General features: G+C 64.8%; 10 protein-coding genes. 6 read left to right on the top strand and 4 right to left on the bottom strand.

Features of this window, described 5'->3' with window-relative positions; genetic code table 11:
* From CR152_RS33330 to CR152_RS27375, 6 genes are all read left to right on the top strand, one after another.
* The gene (locus CR152_RS33330) at positions 1–201 is read left to right on the top strand and encodes a hypothetical protein (protein WP_157778768.1); all 201 of its coding nucleotides are present in this window, start codon (positions 1–3) and stop codon (positions 199–201) included.
* A gap of 28 nt (positions 202–229) precedes the next feature.
* Positions 230–1,459 (top strand): glycosyltransferase family 4 protein, encoded by a 1,230-nt coding sequence (locus tag CR152_RS27355; protein WP_099880263.1) that lies wholly within the window; start codon positions 230–232, stop codon positions 1,457–1,459.
* Between the two features lie 282 nt (positions 1,460–1,741).
* Complete coding sequence (locus CR152_RS27360; protein ID WP_099880264.1) at positions 1,742–2,938, top strand: DegT/DnrJ/EryC1/StrS family aminotransferase; 1,197 nt, start codon at positions 1,742–1,744, stop codon at positions 2,936–2,938.
* Positions 2,935–3,537, top strand: a complete 603-nt coding sequence (locus CR152_RS27365; RefSeq protein WP_099880266.1) for a sugar transferase — start codon at positions 2,935–2,937, stop codon at positions 3,535–3,537. Before CR152_RS27360 ends, CR152_RS27365 begins: the two co-directional genes overlap by 4 nt.
* Positions 3,534–4,136, top strand: coding sequence for a membrane-associated phospholipid phosphatase (locus CR152_RS27370; RefSeq protein WP_157778769.1), 603 nt, complete (start codon positions 3,534–3,536; stop codon positions 4,134–4,136). Before CR152_RS27365 ends, CR152_RS27370 begins: the two co-directional genes overlap by 4 nt.
* A gap of 19 nt (positions 4,137–4,155) precedes the next feature.
* A complete protein-coding gene (locus tag CR152_RS27375; RefSeq protein WP_099880270.1) occupies positions 4,156–5,352 on the top strand; it encodes an acyltransferase family protein in 1,197 nt (398 codons plus the stop codon).
* A gap of 277 nt (positions 5,353–5,629) precedes the next feature.
* On the opposite strand, the gene CR152_RS27380 is transcribed toward CR152_RS27375, so the two are convergent.
* The 4 genes from CR152_RS27380 to CR152_RS27395 form a co-directional block, all read right to left on the bottom strand.
* On the bottom strand, positions 5,630–6,343 hold the full coding sequence (locus CR152_RS27380; protein ID WP_099882839.1) for a class I SAM-dependent methyltransferase: 714 nt from the start codon (positions 6,341–6,343) through the stop codon (positions 5,630–5,632).
* A 55-nt stretch (positions 6,344–6,398) separates the two neighbouring features.
* Positions 6,399–8,783, bottom strand: coding sequence for a right-handed parallel beta-helix repeat-containing protein (locus CR152_RS27385; protein ID WP_099880271.1), 2,385 nt, complete (start codon positions 8,781–8,783; stop codon positions 6,399–6,401).
* Between the two features lie 232 nt (positions 8,784–9,015).
* On the bottom strand, positions 9,016–11,292 hold the full coding sequence (locus CR152_RS27390; protein ID WP_099880273.1) for a polysaccharide biosynthesis tyrosine autokinase: 2,277 nt from the start codon (positions 11,290–11,292) through the stop codon (positions 9,016–9,018).
* A 21-nt stretch (positions 11,293–11,313) separates the two neighbouring features.
* The gene (locus CR152_RS27395) at positions 11,314–12,420 is read right to left on the bottom strand and encodes a polysaccharide biosynthesis/export family protein (RefSeq protein ID WP_099882841.1); all 1,107 of its coding nucleotides are present in this window, start codon (positions 12,418–12,420) and stop codon (positions 11,314–11,316) included.
* Between the last annotated feature and the right edge of the window lie 119 nt (positions 12,421–12,539).

A 12,539-nucleotide genomic window follows, 5' to 3' on the forward strand; every position in this document is an offset into this window, starting at 1 on the left:
ATGACAGTGGTCTCCTCGAACAGGTCGACATGGTCATCGGACCGCCCGCCGCCCCAGCTATGCCACCCGATGGCGCCACGGGGCGCGCTGGGGCGCTACCGCACCATGTGCCGGCTGGCCCATCCGGTCCAGTGGGAAACCAACTGGCGCGAAAACTCGCGCTGCAACATGCGCCGCCTGGCCGAGGGGCTGACATGGTAAGCGCGCACCACCTGTGGGAGATTCCAGCATGAACATTCTCCTCATCAACCACTACGCCGGCTCCCTGCGGCACGGCATGGAATACCGCCCCTTCTACCTGGCGCGCGAATGGGTACGGCTGGGACACACGGTGCGCATCATCGCCTCGTCCCAGTCGCACATCCGGGCCCAGGCGCCGCAGCTGCACGGCCAGCCCCGGCTGGACGAAACCATCGACGGCGTCGGCTACCGCTGGATCGCCACGCCCGCCTACCGCGGCAACGGCGCGGCGCGCGTGATCAATATGCTTGCCTTCGTCGCCCACCTGCAACGGCACGCGCGCCAGCTCGCCGCCGAGTTTGCGCCCGACGTCGTCATTGCCTCAAGTACCTATCCGCTCGACATCTGGCCGGCACACCGCATTGCCCGGCTGGCCGGCGCGCGCCTGCTGTTCGAGCTGCACGACCTGTGGCCGCTCTCGCCCATCGAACTGGGCGGCTATTCGCGCTGGCATCCTTTTATCATGTTGCTGCAGGCGGCAGAAAACTATGCTTGCCACCACGCCTGCGCCATCGTATCGATCCTGCCCAAGGTGCGCGATCATCTGGAAGCGCACGGCATGGCCCCGCATAAACTGCATATCGTGCCCAACGGCGCCGACCCGGCCGAATGGCTGGCCGAGCCGCCGGCCCTTTCGGGGCAGGCCGGCACCGTCCTGGCGGCGCTGCGGCACGAGGGCAAATTCGTCGTCGGCTATGCCGGCACGCATGGCGTCGCCAATGCCCTCGACACCCTGCTCGACGCCGCCGCCCTGGTGGCCGACCAGCGCATCGCCTTCATACTGGCCGGTGGCGGTCCCGACAAGCCCCGGCTGGTGCAACTGGCGCGCGAACGCGGCTTGTACAACATACATTTTCTCGATCCGGTACCCAAGGACCAGGTGCCGGCCTTGCTGGCCTGCTTCGACGTCGCCTACATTGGCTGGCAGCGCCAGCGCCTGTACCGGTATGGCATCGCGCCCAACAAACTGATCGACTACATGATGGCTGGCCGGCCCATCCTGCATTCGGTCGAGGCGGGCAACGATCCGGTGACCGACGCGCGCTGCGGCCTGACCGTTGCGCCGCAGGACCCCGCCGCCGTGGCGCACGGTCTGCTGGCCCTGTTCACGCTCGACCCGTACGAGCGCGAAGCGGCCGGACAACGCGGCCGCGCCTACGCCACGGCTAACCTGAGCTACCCGGTACTGGGGCGGCGCTTTTTGCAGGCGTGCGCATGATGGCTACCGTTCATTCCCAGCGACGATCACAAGACGGCGCTGCCATGTCCGATGCGGGCCGGCGCTGCAGCGCCAATCAGCCACCGCATCTGTGTGCGATGCGCCTGCACAAGCTGCGTGCACCCTCCACCCATACCCGCAGGACGCTGGGTAGTGCCATGTCAGCAGCCACGCGTGCCCTCCTTCCTGCACGATCTACCTGCGGCGCTGCAGCGCAAGGCAAGCAACGCATCGGCGCGCGGAGCACCCGCACGCGGCCACCAACTTCACGGAGCACCCATCATGCCTGAAGACCTGACACCCAAGCCGGACCCGGCCGTGCCCATTGCACCTCCCTTCCTGCCTTTCGCCCTGCCCGACATCGGCGACGAGGAAATCGCCGCCGTGGTCGAGTGCCTGCGCTCGGGCTGGGTCACGACCGGTCCGCGCACGCGCCAGTTCGAGCACGACTTCGCCGCCTACCTCGGCGACGGCGTAGACGCCATTTCGGTCAACTCCGCCACCGCCGGCCTGCACCTGGCGCTTGAAGCGCTCGGCATCGGCCCTGGCGACGAAGTCATCGTGCCGACCCTGACCTTTACCGCCACCGCCGAAGTCGTGCACTACCTCGGCGCGCACCCGGTCCTGGTCGACGCCGACCCGGATACCCTCAATCTCGACCTGGCAGCGGTCGAGGCCGCCATTGGGCCTCGCACCCGCGCCATCATTCCCGTGCATTACGCCGGCCTGGCCTGCGACATGGACGCCGTGCAGGCCCTGGCCGCTACCTACCAGCTCAAAGTCGTGGAAGACGCCGCGCACGCCTTCCCGACGCACTACAAGGGCCGGCTGGTCGGCACCCTGGCGAGCGACGCCACCGTATTCAGCTTCTACGCCAACAAGACCATGACCACCGGCGAAGGCGGCATGGTGGTCACCCGCGACGCCAATCTGGCGCGCCGCGTACGGCTGATGCGCATCCACGGCATCAGCCAGGACGCCTTCGACCGCTACACCTCGCGCACCCCGGCCTGGTTCTACGACGTGGTGGCCGCCGGCTTCAAGTACAACCTGACCGATCTGGCTTCCGCCATGGGCATCGAGCAGTTGCGCAAGATCGACCGTTTCCTTCTGCGCCGCCAGGAACTGGCGCAGGCCTACGCCATCGGCCTGCAAGGCTTGCCGCTGCGCCTGCCCTGCGTGCCCGGCCCGGGCAGCAGCCACGCCTGGCACCTGTACGTGGTGCGGCTGGAAGCTAACGCCCGGTTCGGCCGCGACGAACTGATCGCCCGCCTCTCCGAGCGCGGCATCGGTACCAGCGTGCACTTCATTCCACTGCACCGCCATCCGTTCTGGCGCGACAGCTGCCGCCTGAGCCCGGAACAGTTCCCCGTGGCGGAGGCCAGCTTTGCCTGCATGCTGTCGCTGCCCCTGTACACGCGCATGAGCGACGCCGACCAGCAGCGGATCATCGACACCCTGCGCGAGTTACTGACATGAGCAAGCGCCGTTTCGACATCGTGGCGGCGCTGGCCGGGCTGGTGGTGCTGGCCCCGCTGTTTGCCGTCATCGCCATCTGTATTCGATTGGACTCGCCAGGGCCGGCTTGGTTCCGTCAACAACGCGTCGGGCGTTTCGGCGTGCCGTTCGACATCATCAAATTCCGCACCATGCGCGTCGACAGCGGACACGGCTCCCAGCTCACCGTCGGCGCCGATGCGCGCATTACCCGCATTGGCAAGTTTTTGCGCCGCTACAAGATCGACGAATTGCCGCAGCTAATCAATGTGGTCCTGGGGAGCATGAGCCTGGTTGGGCCGCGTCCCGAAGTGCCGCGCTATGTCGCCTGCTATCCGGCTGAGGTGCGCGCTATCGTGCTCTCGGTCAAGCCTGGCATCACGGACTGGGCGTCGATCTGCTACAAGGACGAGAACGCCATCCTCGGACGCAGCGCCGACCCGGAACGGGCTTACCTCGACATCATCCTTCCGGCCAAGCTCGACTACAACGTGCGCTACGTGCGCGAACGCGGGTTCTGGACCGACCTGCGCATCATTTTCAGCACCTTGGCCGCGCTGACGCGCCAGCGACTGCCATGAACATGCTCACGCCCCTGCTGCACCTTGGCGATCCGCGCCTGGCCATCGCGCTCGGCGCCGCCCTGTTCGCCTGGCTGCTGGCTGCGCGCGCCTGGCGCATGGCATTGTGCTGGGGCGTGCTGCTGTGCGGCGGGCTGGGACTGGTCGCCGCCAGCAAGATCTTGTTTCTCGCCTGGGGAGGCGGTGTGCCGTCGCTCGGCTTCAAGGCGCTCAGCGGCCACGCGGCCGGGGCCAGCGCCGTCTTTCCGATGCTGTTCTGGATGCTCCTGCATGGATGCGCCGCCGGCTGGCGCCGCGCCGGGATCGCGCTCGGCCTCGCCCTCGGCGGCCTGGTCGGCGTGCTGCTGGTCGCCGATGGGCAGCACAGTCTGGCGGAAGCCGTGGCCGGCTGGGTGCTGGGCGCGGCGGTCGGCCTCGCCAGCATCCGGCTCGGCGCCGCCAGCGTGCCGGCCCTGCCGCTGCACGGCCTGCTGTGGGGCGTACTGGCCCTGCTCGCCGCGGCGTGGCTGATGAAGTTCGCCCACCTCGGCTACTGGATGATCCGCGCCGCGCGCCTGCTGTCCGGCAACGCGCGCCTTTATCCGCTCTCAATCGACTAATTCACCGGGATACCGCACCATGAACTCGCATCCGATGCCCAGCATCCGCTTCTTGAAGGAAAGCCAGCTGGGGGAAGATTCCTGGCATTCCTTGCTCATTTCGCTGTTGCGCGGCCTGGCGGCCATCCAGGTGGCCGCCGCCCACCTGCGCAGCGAATTTTTTCCCGGCCTGCGCACCCTGGAAAATCCCGCCTTGTGGTACCAGGGCCTGGCGTTCCTGACCGGCTTCGCGCACCAGGCCGTGGTCGTGTTTTTCCTGATCAGCGGCTGGCTGGTCGGCGGCAGCCTGCTCAACAAGCTGGGCCAGCCGCAAGCCATCAGGCTGTACGCGATCGACCGCATCACGCGCCTTTGGACGGTGCTGCTGCCCACGTTTGTGCTCATTCTTGCCGCCGGTATCGCCAGCGGCGTGATCGATCCGCGTGCGCCCGACTTTTCGCCAGCCAACGACTATTCGGTGGCCGCGCTGGCCGGCAATCTGGTCGGACTACAAACCATTGTCGTTCCTGAATTCGGAGGGAACTTCCCGCTCTGGAGCCTGTCGAACGAAACATGGTACTACGTGATGTTTCCACTGCTGCTCATGTGTGTGGCGGCCAGTTCGGGCGTGCGGCGGGCCCTGGCAGCAAGTTCCTTGCTGTTAGTGGGCGTGCTGTTGCCTGTCGAGATGGTGCTGTATTTTACGATCTGGCTGCTCGGTGCAGCGTTTTCGCGCGTGCGGGTGGAGTGCGGTACGCCCTTGCGCATGATGATGCTGGTGGTGCTGGTGATCGCATCGGTCGTCTTCAGGTTAAAGGGCAGCAATGACGATATGGTGTTCGCGTCGTACCCGCAGGATTTGCTGCTGAGCGTCTTGTTCCTGCTGTTTCTGTCGAGTACGGTGACCCCGCTTCCTAGGGCGCAAAAATTCGTCGGGCCGCTGCAGCGGGTGGCGGTGTTTTTCTCTAACTTTTCGTTCACGCTGTATGTGGTGCACGTGCCTGTACTCGGCATCATTGGCTACGTTGGCATGACCCTGTTCGGTTGCCGGCAGATGGCGGCGAACAGTCTGGCCGACCTGGGCGTTTACCTCGCCATGCTTGCCGTGGTGCTTGCTTCTGCGTACGGCTTTTACCTGATGTTCGAGGCGCGTACGTATGCGGTGCGGCGCTGGGTGAAGAACCTGTTGATGGGCAAGGAGGCGGTAGCGCAGAAAACGGCGCCAGCGAAGCAGTAAACGCCAGGTCGGATTATAACGATTCAATCCGGCCGGCCGATCTGTATGACGTGCGATGCCGAGCGGCGCGACGCTGGCCTGCGTCTTGGGGACGTGGCACGGGCCGTAGACGCTGCGCGGCCCGCGCATGCGGTGCATGTGGCGCAGGCGGCTGATGCAGTTGACTGGGGCCGTCGTCACGGCGTATGAGGAAATCCGACTGAGGAGCATGATCGGCTGTGCGGCAATATCGCGCATGCCGACAGGACGGGCGCAGAGTCGGACGGTCAGGATAACGTCAGGCCGGCTTGCGCGCCATGTAGATGAAGTGCGAGCGCAGCGGCGGCGCCAGCGTGGCAAGCAGTTCGGCCACGATGCGCGGGGCGCCCAGCAGCCGCCGCGCGATAGGCGGCGCCAGCAGCAGGCTGCGATAGTGGCTTTCCTCCCCCGGCCACATCCGGCGCAGTTCGTCGCGCGTCACGCGGCGCACGTTGGGGTTGCGTGGGTTGTTGTAGCGGAAGTCGAACAGCATGCACCAGCCACCGGGCGCCACGCTGCGCCACATGTCGCGCGCCAGCGCCGCTCTGAGGTCCGGGGCGAGGATCGATGAAAAGACGGTATTGGCCACGGCCAGGTCGAAGCTGCCCGGCTCTGCAAAGTCGAGGTCGCCAAGGTGCCAGTGGATGCCCGGCGCGCTGCGCATGCGCGCCAGCACCAGCCGCTGTTCCTGGTACTCGGTGCCCGCCAGCCTGCAGGGGTCGGCGCCCCAGTCGATCAGTTGACGCAGAAAGCCGCCCGAGCCGCAACCGACATCGACCACGCGCAGCTTGCCCAGTTCCGGCCCCAGCGTGCGCGCGAGCAAGGCGCCGGCCACGCGGCGCCGCGCCGCGTCCTGTTCCATGACGTCTTCCCGGTGCCAGGCGTACGAGGAAATGCGCTCGTCCGCCAGCCAGTCGCGGTAGACGGAACGGATACGTTCCTGTTCTGATGAGTGATCGTCAAGAGGGTCCATGTCCACCATCTTAGCCACGAAGGCATGGACCTCCTTGACGCCGACCGCAAGCCGGTCAGTGCTGGTATGCCCCCATGTCAAAGCCGGTGGTCGCATTGCGCGGCTTGCCGTCGAAATCGGTTGGCGGCGCGTTGGTGGGCGTGCCTTTCCCGATGGCGGGAGAGGTAGGCCGCAGATGCAAATCCGGCGTACCGGTGTGCGTATAGGCGACGAATTGCGGGTCGGCACTGATGGTGCCGCTGTGCGTCAATCCGTTCTTGAGGCTGAAGTTGTACGTCGTGTTATTGAACACGAGGTTATTCGTGTAGCGGTTGCGCGTGCCGGTCTGGCCCTGCTCCGAAATTCCCATCGCATTGTCGTACACGATGTTGTTGGCGACGATGGTGTCATTGTTGGGGCCGGTGGTGTGGTAGTAGTCGCCACCGCCGACAATGATGCCGGTGTGCGATGCGGTCACCGTGTTGTTGGTGATGATCACATTGTTCGCATCATGCCAGAGGTGAATCGCCCCTTCGGCAACCCGGTACACCACATTATTCTTGACGGTTCCCGAGGTGCTGACGTAAATCCCCTGAACGAATCGGCAGCCCGCCGGTCCAATATCATGAACGAGGTTGCCCACCACATCGGACTTGATGCCGCGGTAGTAGCTGTCCACCCCAATGCCCGAGCCGCCCGCGCTTGTGCAAGGGACGTTCTTGGCAATATGGTGAACCCAGTTACCGCGCGTCATGTCGTAGGAACCGCCGTTGTAGATGCCATGCGTCCACTTGGTGCCGCTCTGTGACGTCGTGCCGTCGATGTGGAAACCGATGATGTCGGTATAGTTTCCACGGTTGTCCCACGCGGTATCGTTCGAGGAGCTTGCCGGAGGTACGATTTTCGCACCCCATTTGGTGGTTGACACGTAATAGATACGCCCGGCCGCGGTACCGCTGACCGTGGTCTTGAAGCCGCCCGGATAGGTGCCGGCGGCCACATGGATCGTCGTGCTGGGCAACGCGGCGCGCGAAGCCCGTGCGATCGTCTTGAAAGGCGCCGCCTTGGTGCCGGCCGCGGTATCCGAGCCGGTGGTAGTCACGTAATAGTTGTACGTGGTCGGCTCAGGCGTTGGTGTCGGCGTTGGGGTGGGCGTTGGTGTGGGCGTCGGTGTGGGCGTCGGGGTGGGCGTTGGTGTGGGCGTCGGTGTGGGCGTCGGTGTGGGCGTCGGCGTAGGTGTCGGCGTGGTCCCTCCCACATGCTGATAGGCGCCGATATCGATGCCGGTTTCCGCCGTGCGCGGCTTGCCGTCAAGGTCGGTGGCCGGTGCGTCCGCGACCAGTGCCGCGCCCTTGGCAGGCGACGTGGCGGCCGGACGGTAATCGCCGCCCCCGTTGCGCACATAGTTGACGAACTGCGGTTCGGCCGCCACCGTGCCGACCGGCTGCAGGCCGTTGTTCAGCATCACCGGCGTGCCGTTACGGAAAATCAGATTGTTGCTGTAGCGATTGTTCACGCCCGTTGACCCGACTTCCAGCAAGCCATAGCGAGCATTGTCGTAAAGAATATTATTGCTGACCCGGGTGTTGTCGTTGGGCACGCTGCCGTTGTAGCCGCCGTCGCCGCTGATCACAATCCCCGTGCTGGCGTTAAACACGGTGTTGTTGACCACGATTCCCTGCGTGGCGTCATGCCACATGCGGATGCCGGCATCGCTGATGGCGTACACCAGGTTGTTGTCCACCCGGCTGCCAGCCGTGTTGATGAAGATGCCGAGATACGTAGGGCAGCCCGCCGGCCCGACGTCGTGCACGACATTCGCGCTGACATCGTTGGCGGTTCCCTTGTAATAGCTGTCCGATCCGATGCCGCCGCCGCTGCCGGCGCACGGGACCGTGCGCGCGATGTGATGCACGTGATTGTTGCGCACGGTGCTGTAGGAGCCGGCGGTGTACAGGCCGAGCAGCCATTTGGTGCCGGCCTGGGTAGAGCTGCCGTCAACCTCGAAGCCGTCGATCTCCACATAGCTGCCGCGGTTGTCCCAGGCCGAGGTGGTGGCCGAGTTGGCCGGAGGAACGATTTTGGCGCCCCACTTCACTTCGGACACATACCGGATATGCGCTTCGGCCGTACCGCTGGCATTGGTGCGAAAGCCCCCGGCGTAGGTCCCTGGCAGCACGCGAATGGTGACGCCCGGCGTTGCCGCCTGGGCGGCGCGGGCGATGGTCTTGAACGGCGCGGCCTGGGTGCCCGCGTTGCTGTCGGCGCCGCTGGGCGAGACGAACAGGTCGAGCGGCGCCAGCGCGCCATTGTAGGTAACGGCGGCAAACTGTGGAGCCGGGGTCGCATTGTTGCCGTTGTGGCCGGTGCTGCCGCCGCAAGCGGAGAGCAGCACGGCGACACCGCCGCAGATGCTGGCGTTGAAGCGGAAATCAGACGCAAAACTGGATAGCTTATTCATCAAAAGTTCCTCATTCAATCAAGTAAATGAATAAGGTTTGATCTGCGTCAAATGTTTAGGTTCAGAGTTTACCCAAGTAAATTTACCTGAGTAATCAAATGATCAAAGAAGTTTTCCTAGAGGTAATGTAAACGAGAAAAAACGCGACAGGCCGGCGCCGGCATGTCGCGTTTATTAAAAAGAAGACTTGTTAAGTTGGCAGGAAAGAGCCAGCGCTATCCGCTACGGCAACTCAGTGCTCCAGCTGGGGCGCGTGCGTGTATTTGAACTGATACGCATAGCTGCCGACACGCAATGCCATGTCATTGAACAGCACGCCCTGCGGCGCGATGCCGGCATGGTTCAGGCGCTTGATCGATTCGGTGATCTCGCCCTCGGTCGTCACCCCGGCGCGCGCAAGGATGAACACGGCCCCGGCGTGCGCGCCGATAATGAGCGCATCCGACACCGCCAGGATCGGTGGCGTATCGATCAGCACGATGTCGTACTGGCTGCTGACCACGTCGAGCAAGTTGGAAAAATTCAAGTGCTGCAGGAACTCCGACCGGTTCGGCGGCAGTGCGCCGGTCGGAATGAAGTCGAGGTTCTCCAGCACGCCCTGATGAATCACCTGGTCCAGCGGCAGCGAACCGGCAATCGCCTTGGTCAGCCCCTGCTCGCGGCTGACGCCAAAATAGCGGTGCAGGTGGCCGTTGCGCAAATCGGCATCGATCAGCAGCACGCGCTTGCCGCTGGCCGCCATCACGGCAGCGAAATTAACCGACAGAAACGATTTGCCAAGATTCCGGCCCGGCCCGGCCAGCATCACGATGTTGTTCTTGAGGGAAGGCATCGCGTATGTCAGTGCCGCGCGAAAACTGCGCAAGCTCTCGACGGCGATATCTTCCGGCGCCACTTGCGCCAGGATCGGCAGCACGGTGCCGCCGCGGGCCTCGCGCCGCAGGCGCTCCTGATGCGTGCTGTGGGGAATGCTGGCATACACGATCCGCGCGCCCAGCAGCGTTTCGATGCGCTGCGGATTGTCGATGCCGCCGAAAAACGCCTTGCGCGCAAACGCCAGCATCACGCCCAGAAACAGGCCGGTCACCAGCGCCAGCGCCACGATCAGCGGCCGGTTCGGCTTAAGCGCGCGTTCCGGCGCCATCGGTGCATCGATTAGGCGCACGTTGCTGACCCGGCCCACTGAAATCAGGCGCAGTTGCTGGGCCGTGTTCGACAGTGCCGTGTACAGGTCGGTATTGACCTTGATTTCACGCAGCAGACGCGATTCGTCCTGCTCCAGCACCGGCAGGGTGCGGATGCGCCTGGCCACTTCCGCAATCTCGGCGTCCACCTCGCGCCGCTGCTGGTTGATGCCCACGATGATCGGATGGTTCTCGGTGAAGCGCGTCAGCAAGGCGGTCTTGCGCTGCTCCAGTTCGAGACGCCGGGTCTGCGCCGCGGCGGCCTGCTGCAGGCTGATGCGCGCTTCCTCGCGCATGTCGATACTGCCCTTGCTGTTTCGAAAACCGTTGTACTTTTCCTCGGACTCTTCCAGCTGGCGTTTCAGCGTCGGCAACTGCAGGTTCAGGAAGGCCAGCGATTTTTCGGCCTCCTCGGTCTTGCGCGCCAGGTTCTGGCGCATGTACTCGCGCCCGATTTCGCCCAGCAGGCTGTTGATGCGCTGCGCATCCTCGCCCTGCAGCCGCACTTCGATGATGCCCGACTGCTTGCCCTGCTCGGTAATCACCAACGCCGTCTGGATCCGCTCGATCGCCGCCAGGCGCGAGCTGCGCATCAGGCGGAACTGGGCGCCCGGCTGCGCGCGCATCCGGTCCACCCGCAACTCCAGGCTGGCGCCACCCACCCTGGTCCTGAGCGTCGTGCCGACGATGCCTTCATAGGCCGTCGCCAGAGCGCCTCCGGACAGGTGGTAGCGCCCGTTGCCACGCGCGGTCAGCGTGAATTCGCGGTTGTACCACGCTTCCGGGACCTCGAACACCGACACCTCGGCCTTCTCCGGCCCCCACACATAGCCGCCGCGCCCGAAAATGCCCGGTTCGGACAACTCGTTCGACTTGCGGTTGGCAAACCAGAATCCGACCACAGGAAAATACTTGGGCCGCACATTGATAAACAGCTGCAAGTTGTCGACCGCATGCGAAATCACCATGCGCGAGCGCAGCAGCTCCATTTCGGCAATCGCCGCCTTCTTGGTTTCAAACAGGGACGATACTTCGCTGAGGATATTCTTCGATGCGTTCGGACTTTCTTCCTCGACGTGGATCATCAGGTTCGCTTCGTACACCGGGCTGACGACGAGCGCATAGATAATCGCCAGCAAGGTCACCAGCGCGGTCACCCCGCCGATCAGCCAGCGGCTGTCGTACAAGATATTCACGTAGCCCTGCAGGTCCATTTCGTGCGGCTCCGCCTCGCGCCCGGGCGGCGGCGCGGCTGGCGGCAGGCTGGGCATTGGCAAGATGTTGGGGGAAGGTGGCAGCGGTTGAGGTTGGTCGGCATGGTTCATGGCAAGGTCCTTGAAGCGGGGTCAGGGGCGGCTGATATTGACCACTTGCGTCAGCGCGCCCGGGAACAGCATGCTGACGCTGCGGTACCAGTTGGCCAACGGAGAGGCAGCCACATAGATCAGATCGCGCGGTTCGAGCTCGAAGGCCTCGGCCATCGCCAGCGCGCCGGCGCGCCGCGCGTCGAGCTGGTAGACGCGGGTGCCGTCCACCGCCCTGCGGATCACATAGATCTGGCGCGCATCGCCGCTGATCGGACTGATCCCGCCCGACTCGCCCAGCGCTTCGTTCAGGCTCAGGCGGCCGTCGTGCATGGTCAGCGCCTTGGGGGTCACAACCTCGCCCGACACGAACACCTTGCTCTCGTCGCGCGAATGGACGCGCACCACGTCGCCGGGCGCCAGCAGGATGCTGCCCGGATTGATGCCGCGCGCTACCAGGCCGCGCAAGCCGACCTGGTAGCGCGCATCGCCCCGTTCCAGCACGATGCGGCTCTGGTCGGCGCTGGGCAGCATGCCGCCGGCGCGGTTGAGCGCCTCGACCAGGGTCATGGGAATATCGTTAATCGACTGCAAGCCCGGCAAGCGCACCTCGCCATCGATATACACGCGCTTGCTGCGGTAGGACTGTACCCGCAGGGTCACCAGCGGATTGGTGATGTAGCGCGCCAGGCGCTTGGTCAGCAGCGCGCGCGCCTCATCCTCGGTCAGCCCGGCCAGGGTAAGCGCACCGGCGAACGGGAACTGCACGCGCCCGTCGTGGTCCACCACAAAGCCGGCCGGCGGCGCGCTTGGGCTCTGGGCGTCGGCCGCCGTGGCCGAGGCGGCCACGCCCTGGCCCGCCAGTTCCGGATGGTCCCACACCACGATCGACAGGATGTCGCCGCGGCCGATGGCGTACGGCGGCGGATTGCGTACGATCAGATGGGACACGCTTTCGCTGCTGCGCCGGGCGCGCAAGGCTTTCTCGGCTTCTATCAGCTGCGCGGTGATCAGCTGGGTGGGCGGCGCCGGCTCGCTGGCGATGCCCGAACGGGGGTCACCCGTGATGCGGAAGCCGGCGCAGCCGGCCAGGCTGGCCAGCAAAAGCAGGGCTGGCAGCGTTCTCAGGAGGGATTTGTGTGTTTTCATGGTGCTTATCAAAATAAACATTGTCCAGTTCAGAGTAAGTGAGCGCACCCGGCCGGGTCTTGCTGCACATCAAACCCCGGCTGCGAGCATTTTTTTACAGCAGTGGCGACAGGAAAAAC

The organism is Massilia violaceinigra (assembly GCF_002752675.1).
Classification (GTDB): Bacteria; Pseudomonadota; Gammaproteobacteria; order Burkholderiales; family Burkholderiaceae_D; genus Telluria_A; species Telluria_A violaceinigra.

Bases quoted from the DNA above. Each gene is read 5' to 3' on its own strand.
- CR152_RS33330 (WP_157778768.1), top strand. From the start codon at position 1: ATGACAGTGGTCTCCTCGAACAGGTCGACATGGTCATCGGACCGCCCG.
- CR152_RS27355 (WP_099880263.1), top strand. From the start codon at position 230: ATGAACATTCTCCTCATCAACCACTACGCCGGCTCCCTGCGGCACGGC.
- CR152_RS27360 (WP_099880264.1), top strand. From the start codon at position 1,742: ATGCCTGAAGACCTGACACCCAAGCCGGACCCGGCCGTGCCCATTGCA.
- CR152_RS27365 (WP_099880266.1), top strand. From the start codon at position 2,935: ATGAGCAAGCGCCGTTTCGACATCGTGGCGGCGCTGGCCGGGCTGGTG.
- CR152_RS27370 (WP_157778769.1), top strand. From the start codon at position 3,534: ATGAACATGCTCACGCCCCTGCTGCACCTTGGCGATCCGCGCCTGGCC.
- CR152_RS27375 (WP_099880270.1), top strand. From the start codon at position 4,156: ATGAACTCGCATCCGATGCCCAGCATCCGCTTCTTGAAGGAAAGCCAG.
- CR152_RS27380 (WP_099882839.1), bottom strand. From the start codon at position 6,343: ATGGACCCTCTTGACGATCACTCATCAGAACAGGAACGTATCCGTTCC.
- CR152_RS27385 (WP_099880271.1), bottom strand. From the start codon at position 8,783: ATGAATAAGCTATCCAGTTTTGCGTCTGATTTCCGCTTCAACGCCAGC.
- CR152_RS27390 (WP_099880273.1), bottom strand. From the start codon at position 11,292: ATGAACCATGCCGACCAACCTCAACCGCTGCCACCTTCCCCCAACATC.
- CR152_RS27395 (WP_099882841.1), bottom strand. From the start codon at position 12,420: ATGAAAACACACAAATCCCTCCTGAGAACGCTGCCAGCCCTGCTTTTG.